Source organism: Pseudomonas sp. Larv2_ips (assembly GCF_963879675.1).
Classification (GTDB): Bacteria; Pseudomonadota; Gammaproteobacteria; order Pseudomonadales; family Pseudomonadaceae; genus Aquipseudomonas.
The window spans coordinates 84824-111053 of sequence record NZ_CAWOAW010000043.1 but is presented as its reverse complement, the minus strand read 5'-3'; the positions used below and the strand labels follow the sequence as shown (position 1 = coordinate 111053).

The window sequence follows — 26230 nt, the reverse complement described above, 5'->3', positions numbered from 1 at the left end:
GGGGGCAAGCCCCCTCCCACATAAAGCAAAACGGCAAAAGCCTGCATTTCATCTCTCTGTAGGAGACCATCATCATGGAATGGCTATCGGAATTTGGAGCCATCGCGGCGATGCAGGGGTTCAACGGTTTGTCCGTGTTCTGCGTGCTGTTGCTGATGGCATTGGGGCTGGCGATCATCTTTGGCCAGATGGGCGTGATCAACATGGCGCACGGGGAGTTCCTGACCATTGGCGCCTACACCACCTACGTGTGTTCCAGCCTCACCGTGCACTTTGCGCCAAGTTTTCAACCCTATTACTTCTTCGTTGCCATTGCCCTGTCATTCCTCGTCGCCGGCGCCATCGGCTGGCTGGTGGAGTGGGCGATGATCAGCCGGTTGTACAAGCGCCCGCTGGACACCTTGCTTGCCACCTGGGGGTTGTCCCTGGTGATGCAGCAAACCTTTCGTTCGGTGTTCGGCGCCCGTGAAGTCAGCGCCGAACCGCCGGCCTGGCTGATGGGCTCGGTGAATTTCACCGATGCCATCGAAATCCCGCGCAACGGCCTGTTCATGATGGGCCTGACCCTGCTGCTGACCGCCGCGATCTTCCTGATGCTGTACCGCTCGCGCTGGGGCCTGCAGGTGCGCGCCACCGTGCAGAACCGTCTCATGAGCCGCGCGGTGGGGATCAATACGCGCAAGGTCGACCGCATGACCTTCGCCCTCGGCTGCGGCGTCGCCGGTGTCGCGGGCGCGGCGTTTACCACCATCGGCTCCACCGGGCCGACGGCGGGTTCGCAGTACATCGTCGACACCTTCCTGGTGGTGGTGTTCGGCGGCGCGCAGAGCCTGTTCGGCACCATCGCCTCGGCGTTCGTGATCGCCCAGACCCAATCGCTGTCGGAGTTTTTCCTCAGTGGCTCGATGGCCAAGGTACTCACGTTGTCCTCGGTAATTCTGATCCTGATGCTGCGCCCGCAAGGGTTGTTCTCCATCAAAGTGCGCAAGTAGAGGCGAGCAGATGAAGGCTTTAGACAAGCTGCTGGGCGGCCAGCAAAACCTGATCGGTATCGTGTTGTTGGCGTTGCTGGTGCTGGTGGTGTTTCCCCTGACGTTGGACGCGTTCCGCCTGAACATGGTCGGCAAATACCTGACCTACGCGTTCGTCGCCGTGGGCCTGGTGCTGTGCTGGGGCTATGGCGGCATTCTCAGCCTGGGGCAGGGTGTGTTCTTCGGCGTCGGCGGTTACTGCATGGCGATGTTCCTCAAGCTGGAAGCCTCCGACCCCGAGAGCACCAAAATCCAATCCACACCGGGCATCCCGGACTTCATGGACTGGAACCAGATCACCGAACTGCCCTGGCTGTGGCAGCCGTTTCACAGTTTCAGCTTCACGCTGGTAGCGGTGATCGCGGTGCCGGTGCTGCTGGCATTTATCATCGGCATGGCGCTGTTCAAACGGCGCGTGGGCGATGTGTATTTCTCCATCGTCACGCAGGCGATTGCGCTGATCCTTACCGTGCTGATCGTCGGCCAGCAAGGGCTGACCGGTGGCGTCAACGGCATCACCGACCTCAAGACCCTGCTGGGCTGGGACCTGCGCACCGACAGCGCGAAAATGATCCTGTATTTCATCAACGCCGGCCTGCTGTTCGGCTGCATCTTTATCGGCCGTTTTATCCTCGCGTCCAAGCTGGGCCGGCTGCTGATGGCGATGCGCGACAAAGAAGAGCGCGTGCGGTTTTCCGGCTATGACGTGGCCAGTTTCAAGATCTTCGTGTTCTGCGTGGCCGCCGCGTTTTCGGCGATTGGCGGGGCGATGTTCGCCTTACAGGTGGGGTTTATGTCGCCATCGTTCGTCGGCATCGTGCCATCGATCGAGATGGTGATTTTTGCCGCAGTGGGCGGGCGTATGTCGCTGCTCGGCGCGGTGTATGGCGCGTTGCTGGTGAACTACGGCAAGACGTATTTTTCCGAGTCCTTTCCTGAGTTATGGCTGTACCTGATGGGCGGGCTGTTCATCGCCGTGGTCATGTATTTCCCCAATGGCCTGGCCGGGTTGTGGGACAGCCACGGTCGCCAGGCATTGGCCAAGCTGCTGCGGCGCAAACCCGTGGTTGCGCCCCCGGTGAGTCCGGCAATTAAACCCAACGCCAAAAGCAACATCCTGGAGACCCAGCCATGACCGCCGTCGGCTTTGAAATGAAAAAACCGGTGCTGGCCATCGAAGGCCTCACCGTGTCGTTCGACGGCTTCAAGGCGGTCGACAACCTCAACCTGTACATCGACCGCAATGAAGTGCGCGTGGTGATCGGCCCCAATGGCGCCGGCAAAACCACGGTGCTCGACCTGATCTGCGGCAAAACCCGCGCTACCAGCGGCAGCATCCAGTTCGACGGCCAGGAGCTGACCAAGATGCGCGAGTACAACATCGTGCGCGCCGGCGTGGGGCGCAAATTCCAGAACCCGTCGATCTACGAAAACCTCACGGTGTTTGAAAACCTTGAGATGTCTTACCCCGCCGGGCGCAAGGTGTGGGGCGCGCTGTTTTTCAAGCGCAGCGCTCAGGTGATTGCGCGGGTGGAAGAAGTGGCGCGGGAAATCTTCCTCGGTGATTTGCTGCAGCAACAGGCTGACCTGCTGTCCCACGGGCAAAAGCAGTGGCTGGAAATCGGCATGTTGCTGATGCAAGACCCGGAGTTGCTGATGCTGGATGAACCGGTGGCGGGCATGAGCGTCAACGAGCGCGCGCAAACCGCCGAGTTGCTCAACCGCATCAGCCAGGGCCGCTCGGTGCTGGTGATCGAGCACGACATGGAGTTCGTCAAAAGCATCGCTCACAAGGTCACGGTGCTGCACCAGGGCAAGGTGCTGGCCGAGGGCAGCATGGAGTCGGTGCAGAGCAACCCTAAAGTTATCGAAGTGTATTTGGGCCACTGAGGAATCCGGCATGTTCAAGATCGACCAGTTGTCCTGTGGTTACGGGCAGAGCCAGATCCTCCACGATCTGCACCTGAATGTGGCCAAGCGCGAGATCGTCGCGGTGATGGGTCGCAATGGCATGGGCAAGACCACGCTGTTCAAGAGCCTGATGGGCATTTTGCCGCAGTGGCAAGGCTTGGTCAGTGTGGACGGGCACGATGTGTCGGCGCTGGAGACCCATGAGCGGGTGGCGCGCGGGATTGCGTATGTGCCCCAGGGGCGCATGATTTTCCCGAGCATGACGGTGCTGGAGAATATCCAGACCGGCTTGCCGGCGTCGGCGCGGGGCAAGGTGCCGGAAGATTTATATGCGTTGTTTCCGGTGTTGCATGACATGCAGTCGCGCAAGGGCGGCAACCTTTCCGGTGGGCAGCAACAGCAGTTGGCGATTGCGCGGGCGTTGGCCACCAACCCCAAGGTGTTGTTGCTGGATGAGCCGACCGAGGGCATTCAGCCGTCGATCATCAAGGACATTGCGCGCACGCTGAAGGAGATTCGCAACCTGCGCGATTTGACCATTGTGGTGTCCGAGCAAGTGCTGTCGTTCACCCTGGAAATCGCCGACCGTTTTCTAGTGATCGAGAAGGGCCGGTTTGTGATTGAAGAGACTCGGGATCGGGTGGATGAGGCGACCATAAGCCGCTACCTGTCCGTCTAAAACAACACAGTTCTAATGTGGGAGCGGGCTTGCTCGCGAATGCGGTGTACCAGTCGACTTATCTGTTAACTGACACACCGCTTTCGCGAGCAAGCCCGCTCCCACCGTTGTTTTGTGTCTGCTCTGAAAATCTCATACGTCATCCAACGTATTTCCCGTTTCCCCTGGCTCCCCGAGACTGGATTCCACGCACCAGACCATCCGCCCAGGAGCCAGTCCATGACCGAAACGCTGATCAAAGTCGACCTCAACCAGCCCGTCACTGAAAACGAAAATATCCATAACCGCTGGCACCCGGATATCCCGATGGCGTGCTGGGTGAAGCCCGGTGATGACTTCATCCTGGAAACCTACGACTGGACCGCCGGCGCAATCAAGAACAATGACGATGCCAGTGATGTGCGCGACGTGGACCTGTCCACCGTGCATTACCTGTCAGGCCCGGTGGGTGTGCACGGCGCCGAACCGGGTGATTTGCTGGTGGTGGACTTGCTCGATATCGGCGCCAAGGCTGACTCGCAGTGGGGCTTCAACGGCTTCTTTTCGCGGCAGAACGGCGGCGGTTTTCTCACCGATCATTTCCCCAGCGCGCAAAAAGCCATCTGGGATTTCAAAGGCATGTTCACCCGTTCGCGGCACATCCCGGGGGTTAACTTTGCCGGCCTGATCCACCCCGGCCTGATCGGCTGCCTGCCCGACCCGGTGATGCTCGCCGACTGGAACCGCCGCGAGCAGGAACTGATCGACACCAACCCGACCCGCGTGCCGCCGCTGGCCAATGCGCCACTGGCCGCCACTGCACACATGGGCAAGCTCAAGGGCCAGGCCCGTGACGACGCGGCTGCGACCGGCGCACGCACGGTGCCGCCGCGTGAGCATGGCGGCAACTGCGATATCAAGGACCTGTCGCGCGGTTCGAAGATTTTCTTCCCGGTCTATGTCAACGGCGCCGGGTTGTCGGTGGGTGACCTGCACTTCAGCCAGGGCGACGGCGAAATCACCTTTTGCGGCGCCATCGAAATGGCCGGCTGGGTCCACATGAAAGTCGAGCTGATCAAGGGCGGCATGGCCAAGTACGGGATCAAGAACCCGGTGTTCAAGCCCAGCCCGATCACGCCCAACTACAAGAACTACCTGATCTTCGAAGGCATTTCGGTGGACGAACAGGGCCAGCAGCACTACCTGGACGTCAACGTCGCCTACCGCCAGGCCTGTCTGAATGCGATCAACTACCTGACCAAATTCGGCTACTCGCCGGCCCAGGGTTATGCCTTGCTCGGCTCGGCGCCGGTGCAGGGGCATATCAGCGGCGTGGTGGACATTCCGAATGCCTGCGCGACCTTGTGGCTGCCGACCGAAATCTTCGAGTTCGACATCAACCCCAACGCCAACGGCCCCACCAAGTTCCTCGACGGCAGCATCGACCTGCCCATTGCCCCGGACCTGTAGCCATGCCGACCTACGAATATGCCTGTGCCACCTGCGGCACGTTCACGATGTTGCGGCCCATCGCCCAACGCAATGAGCCCAGCCAATGCCCGTACTGCGAAGGGCCGGGCGGGCAGCTCAGGGTCTCGGCCCCGGCCTTGCAAACGCTGTCGGCCAACCAGCGCAAGGCGATCGCCGGTAACGAGCGCAGCGCCCATGCGCCGCAAACCGTCGGCGAATACCAGGAAGGCCGCAAACATCCGGCCGGTTGCAGTTGCTGCGGCACCCGCAAGAAAGTCGAGCCGAGCAAGGCCAACCCCTTGGGCCTCAAGACCAGGACCGGGCCTCGGCCGTGGATGATCAGTCACTAGACCAGGAGCGTTGTTATGCGTCATGGCGACATTTCCAGCAGCCCGGACACCGTCGGTGTCGCGATGGTGAACTACAAGATGCCGCGCCTGCATTCCAAGGCCGAAGTCATCGACAACGCGAAGAAGATTGCCGAGATTATTCTCGGCATGAAGCAGGGCCTGCCCGGCATGGACCTGGTGGTGTTCCCCGAATACAGCACCATGGGCATCATGTACGACCACGACGAGATGATGGCCACGGCCGCGAGCATTCCCGGCGAAGAGACGGCGATCTTCTCGGCCGCGTGCCGTCAAGCCAACACCTGGGGCGTATTTTCCTTGACCGGCGAGCGCCACGAGGAGCACCCGCACAAGGCGCCCTACAACACGCTGGTGTTGATCAATAACCTTGGCGAAATCGTGCAGCGCTACCGCAAGTGCATTCCCTGGTGCCCTATCGAAGGCTGGTATCCGGGCGATCGCACCTATGTGTGCGACGGGCCCAAGGGCATGCAGATCAGCCTGATCATCTGCGATGACGGTAACTATCCGGAAATCTGGCGCGACTGCGCCATGAAGGGCGCCGAGTTGATCGTGCGCTGCCAGGGTTATATGTACCCGGCCAAGGAGCAGCAGGTGCAGATGTCCAAGAGCATGGCCTGGGCGAATAACTGCTATGTGGCGGTGGCGAATGCGGCGGGGTTCGACGGGGTGTATTCGTACTTCGGCCACTCGGCGATCATCGGCTTTGACGGGCGCACCTTGGGCGAGTGCGGCGAGGAAGAGATGGGTATTCAGTACGCGCAACTGTCGGTGTCGCAGATTCGCGATGCGCGGGCCAACGACCAGTCGCAGAACCACCTGTTCAAGTTGCTGCACCGTGGCTATACCGGCATGCATGCCTCGGGCGATGGCGACAAGGGCGTGGCGGACTGCCCGTTCGAGTTCTACCGCACCTGGGTGCTGGACGCGCAAAAGGCTCAGGAAAATGTCGAGAAAATCACCCGCAGCACCGTGGGTGTCGCCGAGTGCCCGGTGGGGCAACTGCCCCATGGCGGTAAAGAAAGAACAGCGGAGTAGGGCATGCGGTTTACCTTTGACCCGGCGCAGGTGATGGCGCTGTTGCGCAGCCGCATCGTTGGCCAGGACGCGGCGTTGGCGCAGGTGGAGCGGCTGCTCAAGGTGGTCAAGGCCGATATCGGCGAGCGCGATCGGCCATTGAGCGTCAACCTGTTCATGGGCCCGACGGGCGTGGGCAAAACCGAAATCGTGCGCCTGCTGGCCCAGGCGCTGCATGGCCGGGCCGACGGGTTTTGTCGCATCGACATGCACACGCTCGCCCAGGAGCATTACGCCGCCGCACTGACCGGCGCGCCGCCGGGGTACGTTGGCAGCAAGGAAGGCATCAGCCTGTTCAACAGCGAATTGATCCAGGGCAGCTACAGCCGCCCTGGCATCGTGTTGTTCGATGAGCTGGAAAAAGCCAGCCAGGAGGTGGTGCGCAGCCTGCTGGGCATTCTTGAAAACGGCCAACTGACCCTGGCGGGTGGCACGCGCACCTTGGATTTTCGTAACAGCCTGATTTTCATGACCAGCAACATCGGCGCGCACCAGGCGCGTCGTCATCGCCAACGTTTCGCTCAGGGCTGGCGGCGGCTGTTGCGGGTGTTTGTGCGGGGCGAGGCGGCGGTGTTGGAGGAGGCGTTGCATGGGCATTTCGAGCCGGAGTTTCTCAACCGCATCGATCGTATCCTGATGTTCGAACCTCTCGACAGGCGCTGGCTTGATGCGCTGCTTGACGTGGAGCTGGAGAAGCTCAATCAGCGTCTGGCGGCGCACCAGCGCTCATTAAGCGTGGATGCGTCGGCGCGGGCATGGTTGTGTCGTCAGCACGACGCTCGGTTTGGCGCGCGTGCGCTGGGCCGCCGCGTGCGGGTGGAGCTGGAACCGGCGATTGCGGAGTGCTTGCTGCGCGATCCTGCTGTGCAAGGGATGCGGGCAACGGTGCGGGGTGAACAATTGGATGTTTCGAAACATTAGCCTTGCATGTCGACCCATTACGGCTAATATGATCCGGGTAAAACAAATAACATCCGGGTAATAAGCCATGCCAACGCAACACACGCCTCTGTGCACTGCCTTCTTGCGTCACCAACGGGTGGCGGCCGGCGCCTATTCGGCGGTGGCCGAAACCCTGGCAGGGCTGGACCTGACAGCCGGCACCTTTCTGGTCTTTGATGACGCCACCGGCGCCCAAGTCGATTACCCATGGCCAGGCAGTTATGCGCCCGAGCAACCCGCAGACACGTCACTCGACGAAGAGCTTCGGGCAGCCCCTACGGTGGGCCGCCCGAAGCTGGGTGTGGTCGCGCGGGAAGTCACGCTGCTGCCGCGCCACTGGGAATGGCTGGGCCAACAACCCGGCGGCGCCTCGGCGGCCTTGCGCCGGTTGGTGGATGAAGCGCGAAATGCCAGCGCTGGCCGTGATCAGGCGCGCCAGGCCAAGGAAGCCAGCTATCGTTTCATGAGCGCCATCGGCGGCGACCTGCCTGGGTTTGAAGACGCCTCGCGGGCATTGTTCGCTGAAGATCCGGCGGCCTTCGCCAGCAAGATCGGGCACTGGCCAAAGGATGTGCAGACGTACCTGGCCTGGCTGTCGCGCAATGCTTTCCCCGTCTAACAATAATTCCGGGACTCGAACGACCATGGAAGTCACTCAGCAACGGCCGTTGTGGCAGATCTACCTGATTTTTTTGGCACCGATGGTGCTGTCCAATTTTCTGCAAAGCTTTTCCGGCACCCTCAATGGCATCTACGTCGGGCAAATGCTCGGCACCCAGGCACTGGCGGCGGTGTCGGGGATGTTTCCCATCGTGTTTTTCTTTATTGCCCTGGTGATCGGTCTGGGGGCGGGCGCTTCGGTGCTGATCGGCCAGGCCTGGGGCGCGCAGGAAACCGGGATGGTGAAGGTGATCACCGGTGCGACGCTGACCCTTGGCGCGCTGGTGGGCCTGATCGCGGCGGTGCTCGGCAGCCTGTTCGCGCGCCCGGCCTTGCAGGGGTTGGGCACCCCGGTGGATGTGCTCGACGATGCCGTGGGATATGCCCAGGCGATGATGCTGATCATGCCGTTACTGTTGGTCTTCATCCTCTACACCCAGTTGCTGCGCGGCGTGAGTGATACGGTCTCGCCGCTGCTGGCGCTGATGGTCTCGACCCTGGTCGGCCTGTTGCTGACGCCGGCGTTGATTCGCGGCTGGATCGGCCTGCCGCCCATGGGCATCCAGAGCGCGGTGTACGCGGGCCTGGTCGGTAACGCCTTGGCGATGCTGTTCTTGATCTTGCGCCTGCGCCACAAAAACCATGTGATGGCGCCGGACCGTGAGTTGCTGGCTGCGTTGCGCCTGGACCGGGCGATCCTCGGCAAAGTGCTGCGCATCGGCTTGCCGACCGGCTTGCAGATGGTGGTGTTGTCGCTGTCCGAATTGGTCATCCTGGCGCTGGTCAACAGCCACGGTTCCCAGGCCACGGCGGCGTATGGCGCGGTGACGCAGATCGTCAATTATGTGCAGTTCCCGGCGCTGTCGATTGCAATTACGGCCTCGATTCTCGGTGCCCAGGCGATTGGTGCCGGGCGCCTGGAGCGAATCGGGCCGATCCTGCGCACCGGCCTGCTGATCAACACCTGCCTGACGGGTGGATTGATTGTGCTCGGTTACCTGTTATCGCACTGGCTCTTGGGGCTGTTCATCACCGACGACGCGGCGCGGCTCAATGCCGAGCACTTGCTGCACATTATGCTCTGGAGCGTTTTGGTCTTCGGCTTCCAGGCGGTAGTGGGCGGGATCATGCGCGCCAGCGGCGTGGTGCTGATGCCGGTCGCCATCTCGATTTTCTGCGTACTGTGTGTTGAGCTGCCGATGGCGTATTTGCTCAATGCGCACTTCGGCCTGGAAGGGGTGTGGATGGCGTTTCCGGTGACCTACCTGGCGATGCTGGCGCTGCAGACTGCGTATTACCGGCTGGTGTGGCGGCACAAGCAGATCAAGCGGCTGGTGTAGCGCGGGCTTGTTGCTTCAACCCGCGCAGCAGTAATTCCAGACCTTGCAAACCTTGCTCCAAGCGATCGCCCGGGTGTTCATCGCGGGCGATCCACAGCGCGGTGTTGACCAGGCTGCCATTGATTAACTGCGCCAGTGCGACGCTGGGGCCTTGTTCGATGGCTCCGGCCTGCATCAAGTCCTCAAGCAACTGGCCCAGCGACGCGACGCAGTGATGCTGCGACCCGGTATCGCCAAGCACGGCCGGCGCATCCTGCAATACGATGCGTTGGATTTCGTCGTCCTGGGCCATGCGCAAATACGTTCGGCAGCGTTCGCGAAACCCTTCCCACGGGTCCTGGGCCTGATCGGTGATGTGCAGCAGTCGCGCGTCCATTTCGCTGTCGAGTTGGGCGACCACGGCGGCCAACAGGCCTTTCTTGTCACCAAAGTGATGGTACAACGCACCACGGGTCAGGCCGGCGCGTGCAGTGAAGTCGTCCATCGACGTGTTGGCATAGCCCTGTGTGGCGAAGGCTTGGCGGGCGCTGGCGATCAGGCGGGCGCGGGTTTCTTCGATCATTTCGGCACGGGCTCGGCTCATGGGTAGGGCTCGCGAAAGTGTTTGAGTGATTGACATACGCTGCGTATGTTACGCATGATTTGCCACATACGCACCGTATGTATTTTGCCTTGATGACTGCCGATAGCAAGCTTCAAGGTCTTGAGGATGAGGACAAGCAGGATGGCAAATCCCTACGCCGAGTTGTTCCACGCTCCTGGCAGCAAGGCATTTGTGCTGGCCGGCATGCTTGCGCGTATGCCGATATCGATGACCGGTATCGGCCTGATCACCATGCTGTCGCAAGTGCACGGCGGCTTTGGACTGGCGGGCGCGGTGGCGGCGGTGTTCGCCCTGGCCACGGCGTTTTGTGCGCCGCAGGTTTCGCGGTTAGTGGACCGCTACAGCCAGGGCAGGGTGCTGCCGATCGCGGCGCTGATTGGCGGTGGGGCGTTGTTGCTGTTGCTGCTGTGCACTGGGTTGCAGGCGCCAAGCTGGACGTTGTTTGTGTTCGCCGCCCTGGCCGGTTGCATGCCCAATATGTCGGCCATGGTGCGGGCGCGCTGGACCGAGTTGTACCGCGGCCAGCCCAAGTTGCAGACCGCATTTGCCCTTGAGTCGGTGCTCGACGAGGTGTGTTTCATCATCGGCCCGCCGATCTCGGTTGGCCTGAGTGTGGTGCTGTTTCCGCAAGCCGGGCCCTTGGTGGCAGCGCTGCTGCTGGCGGTGGGGGTGACCACCTTCGTGCTGCAACGCGCAACTGAGCCGCCGGTGCATGAACACGAGGACCATCACGGCGGTTGGCTGATCGCCTCACCGTCGGTACTGATCCTGATGATCCTGTTGCTGGCCATGGGCGTGATCGTCGGCGTGGTGGATGTAGTCAGCGTCGCATTCGCCCAGCATCAGGGCCAACCGGCGGCGGCGAGCATCGTGCTCTCGGTGTATGCCATCGGCTCCTGCCTGGCGGGGTTGGCGTTTGGCACGCTCAAGCTCAAGGCGCCGTTGCCCCGGCAGTTTCTGTTCTGCGGCGTGGCGACGGCGTTGACCACCTTGCCGTTGTTGCTGGTGACAAATATCCCCGGGCTGGCGGTGGCCATCTTCATCTCAGGCTTGTTCTTTGCCCCGACGCTGATCGTGTCCATGGCCCTGGTGGAGCAGATCGTCCCGCCGAGCCGCCTGACCGAAGGCATGACCTGGCTGATCACCGGCCTGAGCATCGGCGTGGCCATCGGCGCCGCCAGCTCCGGTTGGATGATCGACCACTTTGGCGCCCCCAGCGGGTTCTGGGTGGCGCTGGTGGCGGGGGCGGTGGTGCTGGGGGCAGCGCTGCTGGGCTATCGACGATTGGGCTGATCAGCCGACTGCCGGAAAAGGTTCTGCGCAATGATGTTGCAAAAACTCATTCAGCGCCTGGCGCGTCAGGTCATTGAGCGTCACTTTCTTACGGGCCGCTGCCAGGGCTGCAGCCAGATGCAGGTCATGGCCGACCCGCACGTTGAATGAACCCTTGCACGGTTTCTCCGGTGTTTGCCCGAGGGTGTGGCACGTAGCGAGGTAGTCATCCACGGCTTCCCGAAAAGCGCTGTCCAGCTCCGCGACGGTTTTGCCCTCATAGCTGACCAGCGCCTTGATAAACAGCACTTTGCCAAACAGGCAATTGTCTTCGAGGCTGGCTTCGATAGAGCCGATGTAGCCGTTGTGTTTCAGTTGGTTGTTCACTGAATCAGGTCTCCTGATTTCAATTGTTCGATGATCTGGCGCCGAATGTAGTGTTTCAGTTCGTTGCCGGGGTGAGGCCTGTGCAAGGTGATCATTGCACTGGGGTCGCCGATGTCGAATTTGACGAGGCTTCCAGCCCCTTCAATCTGTGTGTAGCCAAGACGCTTGAGCAGCGTTTCGAGCTCTGGCCAGGTAAAGGCCATGCGCTCGTTGAGCAGTTTGGCGAGCAGCTTTTCATTTTTGGACACGGCGTTCCCTACGTGTAACTAAATGTAGTTGCAAAAAGTGGTGTTCGTCAATGCTAGCCCGGCTTCGTGTGTCTTGGCTGAGATTGATGTAACCCTTGATGACACCTCGCTCCAAGCCTCTCATCCCCCCGCTAATTTTTCCCCGCCCGGTTCGTTTTATAGGGACGACGTGCCTTTGTGCTTCCTGCCTATTGCTCCGGACTCCAAGAAATGAATGCTGAAGACTCCTTGAAACTTGCTCGCCGGTTTATCGGGTTGCCCCTGGAAAAACGCCAAGTATTCCTGCAGGCCTTGCAGAAAGAGGGCGTGGATTTTTCCCGGTTTCCGATTCCGGCGAGCGTGGAGGCAGAGGATCGCCAGGCGCTCTCGTACGCGCAGCAGCGTATGTGGTTTCTGTGGCAATTGGACCCGGCCAGTGGCGCCTACAATCTGCCCGGCGCCGTGCGACTCAAGGGTGCGCTGAGCCTGCGTGCGCTGGAGCAAGCCTTCGCCAGCCTGTTAGCGCGGCATGAAACCTTGCGCACAGTCTTCCAACGCCAGGCCGATGAACGTCTGACCCAGGTTTCGATAGAGCCCTCGCTTGTCGTCGAGCATCTGGACTTCAGCGCCATGGCCGCCGTTGAGCAGGAGCAGGCCGTCAACGACGCGGCGACGCGTCAATCGCTGCTGCCGTTCGATCTGGAACACGGCCCGTTGCTGCGCGTGCAATTGCTCAAGCTCGATACGCAGGAGCATGTGTTGCTGCTGACCCTGCACCACATCGTCTCCGACGGCTGGTCGATGAACGTGCTGATCGATGAGTTCATCCGCTGCTACGACGCCCACGAGCGCAATGAGGCGCCGCAATTGCCGGCATTGCCGATCCAGTACAGCGACTACGCCCTGTGGCAGCGCCGCTGGTTGGAAGCGGGGGAGCAGGCACGTCAGCTCGAGTACTGGCAGGCGCGTCTGGGCGACGAGCATCCAGTGCTGGAACTGCCAACCGACCACCCGCGCCCGGCGATGCCGAGTTACCAGGGCACTCGCCATAATTTCGCGATCGACCCAGGCCTGGCTGCGCAACTGCGCGCCTGCGCGCAAAAACACAACGTCACGCTGTTCATGCTGTTGCTGGGTGCTTTCAATGTGCTGCTGCACCGTTACACCGGGCAGGCAGACATTCACGTCGGCGTGCCGATCGCCAATCGCAACCGTACCGAAGTCGAAGGGCTGATCGGCTTTTTCGTCAACACTCAAGTCCTGCGCACCGAACTGACCGGGCAAACCCGCGTTGGCGAACTGCTGCAAGGCATCAAGGAGCACGCGCTGGGCGCCCAGGCTCATCAGGAATTGCCCTTTGAGCGCCTGGTGGAGGCCCTCAAGGTCGAGCGCAGCCTGAGCCATACGCCGCTGTTTCAGGTGATGTACAACCACCAGCCGGTGGTGGCCGACATTGCCAGCGTCAACACCGCTTCAGGCCTTGAGCTTTCGCTGGTGGAATGGCAAGGGCGCACCACCCAATTCGACCTGACCCTCGATACCTATGAGAAGTCCGGCACCCTGCATGCTGCGCTGACCTACGCCAATGACCTGTTCGAGGCGCCTTCCATTGCGCGCATGGCCCAACACTGGATCAGCCTGCTACAGGCGATGGTGGCCGACAGCGAACAGCGCGTGGGTGAATTGCCGATGCTGGCTGACGATGAGCAGCACGTACTGGTCCATGCGTGGAATCAGACCGGCGAGGCGTATCCGACCGCCCGCGGCATCCACCAACTGATCGAAGACCAGGTGCAGCGCACACCGGACGCGCCAGCCTTAGTGTTTGGCGCAACCACCTTGACCTACGCCCAACTCAATGCCCGCGCCAACCAACTGGCCCATGCTTTGCGCGAGCAGGGCGTGGGCCCGGACGTGCTGGTGGGGCTGTGCGTCGAGCGCTCCGTCGAAATGGTGGTGGGCCTGCTGGCCATCCTCAAGGCCGGTGGCGCTTACGTGCCGCTGGACCCGGAATACCCGCAGGAACGTCTGACCTACATGATCGAAGACAGTGGCATCACGCTGCTGCTCAGCCAGCAAAGCCTGCTCGCCGCCTTGCCGGTCGAGCGTATTCAGGTGATTGCCCTCGACCAGTCGGCCAGTTGGCTGGAAGGCTACAGCAATGCATCGCCCGACAGCGGCGTCCACGCACTCAACCTGGCCTACGTGATTTACACCTCCGGTTCGACCGGCAAGCCCAAGGGCGCAGGCAACAGCCATCGCGCCTTGGTCAACCGCTTGTGCTGGATGCAGCAAGCCTACGAATTGACGGCCAGTGATGCGGTGCTGCAGAAAACCCCGTTCAGTTTTGATGTGTCGGTGTGGGAATTTTTCTGGCCGCTGATGACTGGCGCGCGCCTGGTGGTCGCAGCCCCTGGCGAACACCGCGAGCCGGCCCGGCTGATCGAAACCATTGACCGCCACGCCATCACCACTTTGCACTTCGTGCCGTCGATGTTGCAGGCGTTTATCCATGAGCCCGGCGTGCAAGGCTGTGCCAGCCTCAAGCGCATCGTCTGCAGCGGTGAAGCCTTGCCGCTAGATGCGCAACGGCAGGTCTTTGCCAAGCTGCCAGCAGCCGGGTTGTTCAACCTCTACGGCCCGACTGAAGCAGCCATCGACGTGACCCACTGGACCTGCATCGATGAAGGCGCCGACAGCGTGCCCATCGGCCGGCCCATCGCTAACCTCGCCACCTACGTGCTCGACGCTCAGCTCAACCCGGTGCCGGCCGGTGTGTCCGGCGAGCTGTACCTGGGCGGTATCGGCCTGGCGCGCAGTTATCACCGGCGCCCGGCGCTGACTGCCGAGCGTTTTGTGCCGAGCCCGTTCGTCAACGGCGAGCGCCTTTATCGCACCGGCGACCGCGTGCGCCAGCGCACTGACGGCGTGATCGAATACCTCGGCCGTCTTGACCATCAGGTAAAGTTGCGCGGCTTGCGCATTGAGCTGGGCGAAATCGAAACGCGCCTGCTCCAACACCCTTCGGTACGTGAGGCAGTGGTGCTGGTGCAGGGTGGCAAGCAGTTGGTCGCCTACCTGGTGCTCGACAGCGAGGAGCCAGCGGACCTCAAGGCCTGGCTGCTCAGCAGTTTGCCGGAATACATGGTGCCGACCCATTTCGTCGTGCTGACCCAGTTGCCGGTCACCGCCAACGGCAAGCTCGATCGCAAAGCCTTGCCACTGCCGGAGGCTGCGTCGCAACAGGCATTCATCGCGCCTTCGAGCGACCTGCAAAAAGCCCTCGCGGCGATCTGGAGTGATGTACTCGGCGTTCCACACGTGGGTGTGGACGACAACTTTTTCGAGCTGGGCGGCGATTCGATCATCTCCATCCAGGTGGTCAGCCGTGCCCGTCAGGCAGGCATTCGCCTGAGCCCGCGCGACGTGTTCCAGTACCAGAGCGTGCGCAGCCTGGCGCTGGTGGCGAGCTTCGAGCACGCAGTGGTTATCGATCAGGGGCCGGTCGCCGGTGAGGTGATTCTGACCCCGGTGCAGCAGGCCTTTTTCAGCCAGGCAATTGCTGCGCGCCACCACTGGAACCAGTCACTGTTGCTGACCCCGCGCGAAACGCTGGAACCGGCGCCGCTGGACGCCGCCCTCACACAGTTGATCAACCACCATGACGCCCTGCGCCTGAGATTCACCCGGCAGGCCGAAGGCTGGCAGCAAGCCCACGCCGCACCGGCCGCTGAATCTGTACTGTGGCAATCGAGCGTCGACACCGAGGCTGAATTGGCCGCGTTGTGCGATGAGGCTCAGCGCAGCCTGAACCTGGAACAGGGCCCGATGCTGCGCGCGGCGTTGGTCACCCTGGCTGATGGCGCCCAGCGACTGCTGTTGGTGGTCCATCACCTGGTGGTCGATGGTGTGTCGTGGCGCGTGCTGCTGGAGGATCTGCAACAGGCTTACCGCCAAGCCGGATTGCCCGCCAAAACCAGCAGCTATCAACAGTGGGCGCAGCAGCTGCAGGCGCACGCGCATACGCTGGATGAGCAACTGCCTTTCTGGCTGGCGCAGTCCGGCGATGCCGAGCTGCCCTGCGATAACCCGCAGGGCGGCCTGCACAATCGGCTGGGCGCCACGCTTGAAACCCGTCTTGACGCCGAACACACCCGGCAACTGCTGCAAGACGCGCCAGCGGCTTATCGCACCCAGGTCAACGACCTGCTGCTGACGGCGCTGGCGCGCGTGATCAGCCGCTGGAGCGGCCAGGCCGCCGCGCTGATCCAGCTGGAGGGCCATGGTCGCGAAGACCTGTTCGACAGCCTCGATCTGAGCCGTACGGTCGGCTGGTTCACCAGCTTGTTTCCGGTGCGTTTGCAGGCCGCAGGCACGCTGTCGGATGCAATCAAGTCGATCAAGGAGCAACTGCGCGCGGTTCCGCAAAAGGGCGTGGGCTACGGCCTGCTGCGCTATCTGGGCAAACCGCAATCGCGTGAAGCCCTGGCCGATTTGGCTGCGCCGCGTATCACCTTCAACTACCTGGGGCAGTTCGACCGCCAGTTCAATGAGTCAGCGCTTTTTGTCCCGGCCAGCGAAGGCAGCGGCCAGGCGCAGGACCCCGAAGCACCGTTGGCCAACTGGCTGACGGTGGAAGGGCAGGTGTATGGCGGTGAGCTGTCGCTGCAATGGGGTTTCAGTCGCGAGATGTTCAACGCTGCGACCATTCAGCGCCTGGCGGATGACTACGCCACGGAACTCAAGGCGTTGATCGAGCATTGCTGTGCGACGCCTGCCGGGCAGGTCACGCCGTCGGACTTCCCGCTGGCGCGTATTACGCAGCAGCAGCTGGATGCGCTGCCCGTGGCCGGGCCGGACATCGCCGAACTTTACCCGCTGTCGCCGATGCAGCAGGGCATGCTGTTCCACACCCTGTACGCGCCCGAGGGCCAGGCTTATATCAACCAATTGCGCCTGGACATTGAAGGCCTTGACCTGCTGACTTTCGGCCGCGCCTGGCAAGCGGCACTGGACCGGCACGACATCTTGCGCAGCAGCTTCCATTGGCTGGGCCTGGACAGCGCCCATCAGGTAATCAGGCGTCAGGTCGACGTGCAGTTGCAGGTGGTCGAAGACGTGAATGCCGACCTCGATGCGCTGGCCGATGCCGAGCGCTCAAGCGGCTTTGAACTCAATGCCGCACCGCTGTTTCGCCTGATGCTGGTGCGCAGTACAGGGTCGGCCTGGCACTTGATCTTCACCAGTCACCACATCCTGATGGACGGCTGGAGTAACGCGCAGTTGCTCGGCGAAGTGCTAGCCCATTACGCAGGCCAGGCGGTGTCGGCGCCGCTGGGGCAGTTCCGCGATTACCTGGGCTGGCTGCAACAGCAGCCGTCGGGCGAGGCGTTCTGGAAAAATGCCCTGGCGCCTTTGCACGCGCCAACCTTGCTGGCTCAGGCACTGCGTGCGCCGGTTGGTGGCGTGGGCATGGCTGACCATCAAGTGCTGCTGGACGACGACTTTACCCAGGCCCTCAGCGAATTTGCCCGCCAACAAAAAGTCACGCTCAATACTGTGCTGCAAGGCGCCTGGAGCCTGTTGCTGCAACGCTACAGCGGCCAGGCTTGCGTGGTATTCGGCGCGACCGTCGCCGGGCGTTCAGCGCCGCTGCCTGGGATTGAGCAGCAGTTGGGCTTGTTCATCAACACCTTGCCGTTGATCAGTGCCGCGTCGCCCGCCCAATCGGCCGGCGCCTGGCTCAACGAGCTGCAAGCCTTGAACCTCAGCTTGCGTGACCATGAACACGTGCCGCTTTACGACATCCAGGCGTGGGCCGGCCAGCAAGGTGCGGCGTTGTTCGACACCTTGCTGGTGTTCGAAAACTTTCCGGTCGCCGAAGCATTGAAGCAAGGCGCGCCGGCAGGCCTGACCTTCGGCCGGATGCATAACCACGAGCGCACCAACTACCCGCTGACCCTGGGCGTCGAGCTCGGTGCCGGCCTGCGCCTGGACTTCAGCTACGACCGCGCGCATTTCAGCGAGCAACAGGTCAAGCAGCTGGGCGCTAACTTGCGTCACCTGCTGGCGCAACTGGTGGCGGACGCCGGTGTGCCGCTGGGTAACCTGCAGTTGCTGGACGCCACAGCACAGCGCGACGTACTCACCCTCAGCCAATCTGCCGGTGCCGCCCAGCGTCCTCAGCGCGTGCATGAGCGCATCGCTGCCCAGGCCCACGCCACTCCTGATGCGCTGGCAGTTCAGGCGGGCGATGAGCGCCTGAGCTACGCCCAGCTCAACGCGCGGGCCAACCGCTTGGCGCATCGCCTGTTGGCGCTCGGCGTGGGGCCGGGCCAGCGTGTAGGCCTGGCCAGTCGGCGTGGCCCGCAGCTGATCGTCAGCCTGCTGGCGGTGCTCAAAAGTGGCGCTGCCTACGTGCCCCTGGACCCGAAATACCCGGCCGAACGCTTGGCCTATATGCTGGCCGACAGCCGTTTGGACCTGCTGCTCAGCGAAACCGGGTTGCTTGCCGATTTGCCGTTGCCACAAGGCTTGACTCGTGTGGACTTCAGCGCATCCGGTGAAGAACTGCACACCTTCGCGGCGACCAATCCACCCAACCAAGCGGCGGCGGCCGACCTGGCCTATGTGATCTACACCTCCGGTTCCACCGGCTTGCCCAAAGGCGTGGCGATCGATCATGCCGCCCTCGGCCAGTTCTGCGACAGCGCGCAGGCCTACAGCCGGCTGAGTGCGCGAGACCGTGTACTGCAATTTGCGACCTTCAGCTTCGACGGTTTTGTCGAGCAGTGCTACCCACCGCTGTGCGTGGGCGCCGCCTTGATCATGCGCGGCGATGAGCTGTGGGACGCCGGCCAACTGGCCCGCGAGATCGTCGAGCAGGGCGTGACCCTGGCCGACTTGCCGGCCGCTTACTGGTATTTGCTGGCCAAGGAGTGTGCCGTCGACCAACGCACCTTGGGCAACCTGCGCCAAGTGCACGTGGGTGGCGAGGCCATGTCGGTAGAAGGCGTACGCGCCTGGCACGCCGCAGGGCTGGGCAGCGTACGCCTGGTCAACACCTACGGGCCGACTGAGGCGACGGTGGTGTCCAGTGTGCACGATTGCCAACTGGCGGATGCCAGTGATGCGTTTGGCGTGCCGATCGGGCGGGCCATTGCCGGCCGGTCGCTGTACGTGCTCGACAGTGGTTTCGAACTGCTGGCCACTGACGGCGTCGGCGAGCTGTGCATTGGCGCCGAAGCAGGCCTGGCCCAGCGTTATTTCGACCGCCCGGCCTTGACCGCCGAACGCTTCCTGCCTGACCCGTTTTCCGCGGTGCCCGGTGCACGCCTCTACCGCAGTGGCGACCTGGCGCGTTACAACGAAGCCGGTGCGTTGGAGTACGTCGGGCGTATCGACCATCAGGTGAAAATTCGCGGCTACCGCATTGAAATGGGCGAAATCGAGGCTTGCCTGCAAGCCTTGCCGCAGGTGCGTGAAGCCGCGGTGATCGCCCAGACGAGTGCGGTCGGCATGCAACTGGTCGCCTATGTGGTGCCTGCCCATGGTCAAACCCTGAACGGGCAAGCCCTGGCGGCCACCTTGCGCGAGTCTCTGCCGGATTACATGGTGCCGGGGCATTGGCTGGTACTTGACGCTTTGCCACTGAACAACAACGGCAAGCTTGACCGCCGTGCGCTGCCGGCGCCTGACCTGAACCTGCGTCAACAAGCGTATGTGGCGCCACAAAGCACGCTGCAAGTGCAATTGGCGGCGATCTGGCAAGCGGTGTTGCAGGTCGAGCAGGTCGGCCTCACGGATCACTTCTTCGAGCTGGGCGGGCATTCATTGTTGGCCACCCAAGTGATTTCCCGCGTGCGCCATGACTTGAAACTGGAAGTGCCGCTGCGCGCACTGTTTGAGCAGCCGACGTTGCAAGCATTTGCCATGGCCTGCCTGGGGTTGCGTGAGCACAGCGCGCCACCGTTGCTGGCCCTGGGCCGTGGGCAGCCGATGGCGCTGTCTTTCGCCCAGGAACGCCAGTGGTTTTTGTGGCAACTGGACCCCGCCAGCGCCGCGTACCACGTTCCCACGGCGCTGCACCTGCGTGGTGAACTCGACATCGGCGCACTGGAGCGTGCTTTCCAGGCACTGGTGCTGCGCCATGAACCGTTGCGCACTACGTTTGTTGAAGACGCTGAGCAGACCTGGCAGGTGATCCATCCCACCCTGGCGATGCCGGTACAGCAGGCGAGGGCGCAGGCTGCGCAAATCCAGCAGTGTGTGGAGCAGGAAATCCAACGCCCGTTCGACCTGCGCAACGGCCCGTTGATGCGCGTCAAGCTGCTGGTGATTGCGCCCGAGCACCATGTGCTGGTGATCACCCAACACCACATCATCTCTGACGGCTGGTCGATGCACGTGATGGTGGAAGAGTTGGTGGCGCTGTATCAGGGCCAAGCTCAGCTGTCGGCGTTGCCGATCCAATATGCCGACTACGCCGCGTGGCAGCGCAGCTGGATGGCGGCCGGTGAAAAACAGCGCCAGCTCGATTACTGGCAAAGGTGCCTGGGCGATGAACATCCAGTACTGGAGCTGCCTCTGGACCACCCGCGCCCTGCGGTGCAGAGCTTGCGTGGCGCGCGTCAACGGGTCCAGCTCGAGCCTGCGCTGTTGGCCGACCTGAAAACCTTGGCCCAGCGCCAAGACGTGACCCTGTTCATGCTCTTGCTGGCCTCGTTCCAGACCTTGCTGCATCGCTACTGCGGGCAAAACAGGCTGCGTGTCGGGGTGCCGATCGCCAACCGCAACCGCCTCGAAACCGAGCGGCTGATCGGTTTCTTCGTTAACACCCAAGTCATCCAGGTCGACCTTGACGGGCAGATGGCCTTCGAGCAATTGCTCGGTCAGGTCAAGCAGCGCGCCCTGGAGGCCCAGGCGCATCAGGACCTGCCGTTCGAACAGTTGGTAGAAGCGCTGCAGCCAGCGCGCAGCCTGAGCCACAACCCACTGTTCCAGGTGCTGTTCAATCACCAGGACAACCTGCGCTCCGCCCCGGTGCAACTGCCGGGCCTGGCGTTAGAGCCGCTGGATTGGGACGGCCACACCACGCAATTCGATTTGAGCCTGGAAACCGAAGAGTCTGCCGACGGCCTGTGGGCCTCGCTGACCTACGCCACCGACCTGTTCGAACCCGAGACGCTTGCGCGCCTGGCGCAACATTGGCAAAACCTGCTGCGCGCTGTGGTGAATGACGCGTCGCAGGCGCTGGATGAACTGCCGATGCTCAGCGAGCAGCAATGGCAACAGACCATGCACAGCTGGAACGACAGCCACGCCGAGTACCCGCACACGCGGTGCGTGCATCAGTTGTTCGAAGCGCAAGCACTGGCAACACCGGACGCAAGCGCACTGCAATTCAATGGCGACACCCTGAGTTACTGCGAACTCAACCGCCGCGCCAACCGCTTGGCCCATCGCCTGATTGCGGCGGGCGTCGGCCCTGACGTGTTGGTGGCGGTGCATGTCGAGCGCTCGCTGGACATGGTCGTCGGCCTATTGGCGACCCTCAAGGCCGGCGGCGCCTATGTGCCGCTCGACCCGCAGTTCCCGGCGGATCGGCTGGCGTTCATGCTCCAGGACAGCCAAGCGCAGGTGTTGCTGACCCAGCCACACCTCAATGGTCGCCTGGCGCAGCCGCAGGGCCTGCACGTGTTGCTGGTCGATGAGGCGGGCGTGGACGAACACAACCCGCAGGTCCGTGTCACGCCGGAGCACCTGGCCTACGTGATTTACACCTCTGGTTCCACCGGCAAGCCCAAGGGCGTGATGGTGCGGCATCAGGCACTGTGCAGCTTTACCTGCGGCATGGCCGACACCCTGCAGATCGGCAGTGATGCGCGGGTTTTGTCGCTGACCACTTTCTCATTCGACATCTTCGCCCTCGAGCTATACGTGCCACTGACCGTGGGCGCCACGGTGCTGCTGAGCGGCCAGGAACTGGCGCTCGACCCGGAGGCGATTCTCGATCTGGTGCACAACCAGAGCGCCAATGTGCTGCAAGCCACGCCTTCGACCTGGCGCATGCTCCTGGAAAGCCCGCGCGCGTCGCTGCTGCAGGGCATCAAATGCCTGTGTGGCGGCGAAGCGCTGCCGGTCGACCTGGCCCAACGGCTGCTCGACCTGCAGGGCCCGGTGTGGAACCTTTATGGCCCGACGGAAACCACCATCTGGTCGGCTGCTCACCGCCTGGAGCAGGCGCAGCCTTTTGTCGGTCGCCCGATTGCCAACACGTCGCTGTTCATTCTCAACGCCGGGCTGGCGCCATGCCCACAAGGGGCGGCCGGTGAATTGCTGATCGGCGGCGCTGGTCTGGCGCGCGGTTATCACGCGCGCCCGGCGCTGACCGCCGAACGTTTCGTGCCCAACCCATATGGCGCACCCGGTGAACGCCTGTACCGCACCGGCGATTTGGCGCGCTATCGCCCGGAGGGCGTAGTGGAGTACATCGGTCGCGTGGACCATCAAGTCAAGGTGCGCGGTTTCCGTATCGAGCTGGGTGAGATCGAAGCCTGCCTGCGTGAGAACGCGGCGGTGCGTGAAGCCGTGGTACTGGCCGACAACGACCGTTTGATCGCCTACCTGGTGACCTGTGCTCCCGAGCAACAGGCAAGCCTGCGTGAGCAGTACAAGGCTGATCTGCGCGCGCGTTTGCCGGATTACATGGTGCCTGCGCACCTGATATTCCTTGAAACCCTGCCGCTGACTCCCAACGGCAAGCTCGACCGCAAGGCACTGCCCAAGGCGGATGCCGAGTTGTTGCTCAAAGCTCATGTGGCGCCCGTCAGCCCGCGCGAACAGCAGGTTGCGGCGATCTGGGCCGACGTGCTGGAGGTGCCGCAGGTGGGCCTCGATGACCACTTTTTCGAACTGGGCGGGCATTCGCTGCTGGCCACGCGCGTGGTGTCGCGAGTACGTCAGGTATTGGCGTTGGAAGTCGCGCTCAAGACCCTGTTCGAACAGCCTGTGCTCGGTGACTTTGTGCGTGCATTGGGTGAGGAGGGCGTCACCGCGCCTGCACTGCATAAGGCCGACCGCGCGCAGCCGTTGCCACTGTCTTACGCCCAGGAGCGCCAGTGGTTCCTTTGGCAGCTCGACCCCAACAGCTCGGCGTACCACATCCCCAGCGCCTTGCGCTTGAAAGGCGCGTTGGACGTGGCCGCGCTGCAACGCAGTTTCGACACCTTGCTGGCGCGCCATGAAAGCCTGCGCACGCATCTGCGCCAAGATGCGAGCGGCGCGGTGCAAGTGATTGAAGACCTGGGCCTGATTGAAATCGAACGTTGCGATACCGATGAAGCCGGGCTCAAGACGCAGGTGGCCGAGGCGGTCGCGCAGCCGTTTGACCTGCTGCGGGGGCCGTTGCTGCGCGTGAAATTGTTGCGCCTGGCCGCGGACGATCATGTGGTGGTGCTGGTGCAGCACCATATCGTCTCCGATGGCTGGTCGATGCAGCTGATGGTCGAGGAGTTGGTGAAACTCTACGCCGCCTTCAGCGACGGCCACACGCCGAATCTGCCGGCGTTGCCGATTCAATACGCCGACTACGCCCTGTGGCAACGCAACTGGATGGAGGCCGGCGAGAAAGCGCGCCAGTTGACGTATTGGCGTGAACAGTTGGGCGGTGAGCAGCCGGTACTGGAGTTGCCGTTTGACTACCAGCGCCCGGCGTTGCCGACCCATCGCGGTGCGCGCCTGGGCATTGAATTGACACCGCAGCTGTTGGCTGGCTTGCGGCGTGTGGCGAAACAGGCCGGGGTCACGTTGCCGATGGTGTTGCTGGCGGCCTATCAGGCCTTGCTGCACCGCTACAGCGGTCAGGAAGATGTGCGCGTTGGCGTGCCGATCGCCAACCGCAACCGCCTTGAAACGGAGGGCCTCATCGGCTTCTTCGTCAACACCCAAGTGCTCAAGGCTGACGTCAACGGCCAGATGAGCGTGGCGCAACTGTTGCATCAGGTGCGCCAACGCTCCCTCGAAGCCCAGGCCCATCAGGACCTGCCTTTCGAGCAACTGGTGGAGGCGCTACAGCCCGAGCGCAGCATGAGCCTGAGCCCGTTGTTCCAAGTGCTGTTCAACCACCGCGTGACCTCGGCGGGCAGCCATTTGCAGCGTTTGCCGAGCCTGCAGGTCGAGGTGTTGAGTTGGGATGAGGGCGTGGCACAGTTCGACCTGGCGTTGGATGTGGAGGAGTCGCGCGAAGCACTGCATGCATCCCTGAGTTACGCCACTGATCTGTTTGCCCCCGCGACCATCGAACGCATGGCCGGGCATTGGCAGAACCTGTTGCAGGCCATGGTCGATGATCAGCAGCAGGCCATCGGGCAGTTGAACCTGCTGAACGCGGATGAGCAGCAGCACATTCTGCACCTGTGGGATTGCACCGGCTCGGGCTTCTCAATCGCACGCTTGGTGCACGAACTGATCGCCGACCGCGCGCGGGAAACCCCGGATGCCGTGGCGGTGAAATTCGACTCGCACACCCTGACTTACGGCGAGCTTGATGCACAGGCCAACCGCCTGGCGCATGCGCTGATCGCTCGTGGTGTGGGGCCGGAAGTGCGTGTGGCGATCGCCATGCCGCGCAGCGCCGAAATCATGGTGGCGTTCCTCGCCGTGCTCAAAGCCGGTGGTGTGTATGTGCCGCTGGACATTGAGTACCCGCGTGATCGTCTGCTCTACATGATGGACGACAGCCGCGCACGGTTGCTGTTGACGCACACCAGCGCCTTGCAGCAATTGCCGGTCCCGCAGGGGGTGAACACGCTGGCAATCGATCGCACCGAAGACTGGGCCCACTATAGCGATGCCGCACCGCAGGTCGCACTGGATGGCGACAACCTCGCCTATGTGATCTACACCTCCGGCTCCACCGGCATGCCCAAGGGCGTGGCGGTGTCCCACGGCCCGTTGGTGGCGCATATCATCGCCACCGGCGAGCGCTATGAAACCGGCCCGGCCGACTGCGAGCTGCACTTCATGTCGTTCGCTTTCGACGGCTCCCACGAAGGCTGGATGCACCCGCTGATCAACGGCGCCAGCGTGCTGATCCGCGACGACAGCCTGTGGCTGCCGGAGTACACCTATGCCCAAATGCACCGCCACAATGTGACGATGGCGGTGTTCCCACCGGTTTACCTCCAACAACTGGCCGAGCACGCCGAACGCGATGGCAACCCACCGGCAGTGCGCGTCTACTGCTTTGGCGGTGACGCGGTAGCCCAGGCGAGTTACGACCTGGCATGGCGCGCACTGAAACCCACCTACTTGTTCAATGGTTACGGCCCGACCGAAACCGTGGTGACGCCGCTGCTGTGGAAAGCCCGTAAGGGCGAACCGTGCGGCGCGGTGTATGCGCCCATCGGCACGTTGCTGGGCAACCGCAGCGGTTACGTATTGGACGCGCAGTTGAACCTGCAACCCATCGGCGTCGCGGGTGAGTTGTACCTGGGCGGCGAGGGTGTGGCGCGTGGTTACCTGGAGCGCCCGGCCCTGACCGCCGAGCGTTTCGTGCCCGACCCGTTCGGCAAACCCGGCAGCCGTGTGTACCGCAGCGGCGACTTGACCCGTGGTCGCCCGGACGGAGTGGTGGATTACCTGGGCCGTGTCGACCATCAGGTGAAAATCCGGGGTTTCCGTATCGAATTGGGTGAAATCGAAGCCCGTCTGCGCGAGCAGGACAGCGTCGGTGAAACCGTGGTGGTGGCACAGCAAGGCCCGACCGGCAAGCAACTGGTGGCGTATGTCGTACCCGCCGATCCGGCCCTGATCGACCAGGCCGAGTTCCGCGATGCCTTGCGCCGTGCGCTCAAGACCCGCCTGCCGGATTACATGGTGCCCACGCATTTCATGTGCCTGGCGCAGATGCCGCTGACCCCCAACGGCAAGCTCGATCGCAAAGGCTTGCCCGCGCCGGATGTGAGCCTGATGCAGCAACGCTACGTGGCCCCGCAAACCGAACTGGAACAGCAGATTGCGGCGATCTGGGCCGAGGTGTTGCGCCTGCCGCAAGTGGGCATGGACGACAACTTCTTCGAAGTCGGCGGCCATTCTTTGCTGGCGATCCAGATCACATCGCGGGTCCAGTCCGAGCTGGGCCTGGAAGTGCCCCTGGTTGAAGTGTTCCAGACCGAAACGCTGCGCGCCTATGTACAGGCCGCCGCCACCTTCCGCGCCGGCAGCGCGGAAGATTTTGATGATCTTCGTGACTTTTTGAGCGAACTAGAGGCGATTTGA

Annotated in this window: 15 protein-coding genes; 12 read left to right on the top strand and 3 right to left on the bottom strand. The window is 62.6% G+C overall.

Translation table 11 applies throughout. The features are described 5' to 3' along the window. Positions 1-74: 74 nt before the first annotated feature. The 10 genes from urtB to AACV02_RS30400 all read left to right on the top strand — a co-directional run bounded on the left by urtB (position 75) and on the right by AACV02_RS30400 (position 9460). On the top strand, positions 75-992 hold the full coding sequence (gene urtB / locus AACV02_RS30445; RefSeq protein ID WP_177413663.1) for an urea ABC transporter permease subunit UrtB: 918 nt from the start codon (positions 75-77) through the stop codon (positions 990-992). A gap of 10 nt (positions 993-1002) precedes the next feature. Next, on the top strand, positions 1003-2166 hold the full coding sequence (gene urtC / locus AACV02_RS30440; RefSeq protein WP_119735991.1) for an urea ABC transporter permease subunit UrtC: 1164 nt from the start codon (positions 1003-1005) through the stop codon (positions 2164-2166). Further along, positions 2163-2921, top strand: coding sequence for an urea ABC transporter ATP-binding protein UrtD (gene urtD / locus AACV02_RS30435; RefSeq protein WP_048731454.1), 759 nt, complete (start codon positions 2163-2165; stop codon positions 2919-2921). The genes urtC and urtD overlap by 4 nt, the downstream gene beginning before the upstream one ends. A gap of 10 nt (positions 2922-2931) precedes the next feature. Continuing rightward, the gene (gene urtE, locus AACV02_RS30430) at positions 2932-3621 is read left to right on the top strand and encodes an urea ABC transporter ATP-binding subunit UrtE (protein ID WP_119735988.1); all 690 of its coding nucleotides are present in this window, start codon (positions 2932-2934) and stop codon (positions 3619-3621) included. 219 nt (positions 3622-3840) lie between these two features. Next, positions 3841-5070: a formamidase gene (gene fmdA / locus AACV02_RS30425; RefSeq protein WP_106579713.1), complete on the top strand. Its 1230-nt coding sequence runs from the start codon at positions 3841-3843 to the stop codon at positions 5068-5070. 2 nt (positions 5071-5072) lie between these two features. Continuing rightward, positions 5073-5420 carry an FmdB family zinc ribbon protein gene (locus tag AACV02_RS30420; protein ID WP_106579714.1) on the top strand — a complete coding sequence of 116 codons (348 nt, stop codon included), beginning with the start codon at positions 5073-5075 and terminating at the stop codon, positions 5418-5420. Between the two features lie 15 nt (positions 5421-5435). Further along, positions 5436-6479: an aliphatic amidase gene (locus AACV02_RS30415; RefSeq protein WP_119735985.1), complete on the top strand. Its 1044-nt coding sequence runs from the start codon at positions 5436-5438 to the stop codon at positions 6477-6479. A gap of 3 nt (positions 6480-6482) precedes the next feature. Then, a complete protein-coding gene (locus tag AACV02_RS30410; protein ID WP_119735983.1) occupies positions 6483-7439 on the top strand; it encodes an AAA family ATPase in 957 nt (318 codons plus the stop codon). A gap of 67 nt (positions 7440-7506) precedes the next feature. Then, positions 7507-8079 carry a DUF2239 family protein gene (locus AACV02_RS30405; protein ID WP_119735981.1) on the top strand — a complete coding sequence of 191 codons (573 nt, stop codon included), beginning with the start codon at positions 7507-7509 and terminating at the stop codon, positions 8077-8079. Positions 8080-8104: 25 nt separating this feature from the next. Further along, positions 8105-9460 (top strand): MATE family efflux transporter, encoded by a 1356-nt coding sequence (locus AACV02_RS30400; protein WP_106579718.1) that lies wholly within the window; start codon positions 8105-8107, stop codon positions 9458-9460. Here the strand turns inward: AACV02_RS30400 and AACV02_RS30395 are convergent. Next, positions 9444-10043: a TetR/AcrR family transcriptional regulator gene (locus AACV02_RS30395; protein WP_119735979.1), complete on the bottom strand. Its 600-nt coding sequence runs from the start codon at positions 10041-10043 to the stop codon at positions 9444-9446. The genes AACV02_RS30400 and AACV02_RS30395 overlap by 17 nt on opposite strands. A gap of 141 nt (positions 10044-10184) precedes the next feature. Here AACV02_RS30395 and AACV02_RS30390 point away from each other — a divergent pair, with 141 nt between their 5' ends. Continuing rightward, positions 10185-11357 carry an MFS transporter gene (locus AACV02_RS30390; RefSeq protein WP_119735977.1) on the top strand — a complete coding sequence of 391 codons (1173 nt, stop codon included), beginning with the start codon at positions 10185-10187 and terminating at the stop codon, positions 11355-11357. Here AACV02_RS30390 and AACV02_RS30385 read toward each other — a convergent pair whose 3' ends face one another. After that, entirely contained in the window at positions 11358-11723 is a 366-nt protein-coding gene (locus AACV02_RS30385) for a type II toxin-antitoxin system HicB family antitoxin (RefSeq protein WP_119735975.1), read from the bottom strand. Continuing rightward, positions 11720-11971, bottom strand: coding sequence for a type II toxin-antitoxin system HicA family toxin (locus AACV02_RS30380; protein ID WP_119735973.1), 252 nt, complete (start codon positions 11969-11971; stop codon positions 11720-11722). The genes AACV02_RS30385 and AACV02_RS30380 overlap by 4 nt, the downstream gene beginning before the upstream one ends. Positions 11972-12181: 210 nt before the next feature. On the opposite strand from AACV02_RS30380, the gene AACV02_RS30375 reads away from it, so the two are divergent. After that, entirely contained in the window at positions 12182-26230 is a 14049-nt protein-coding gene (locus tag AACV02_RS30375; protein ID WP_119735971.1) for a non-ribosomal peptide synthase/polyketide synthase, read from the top strand.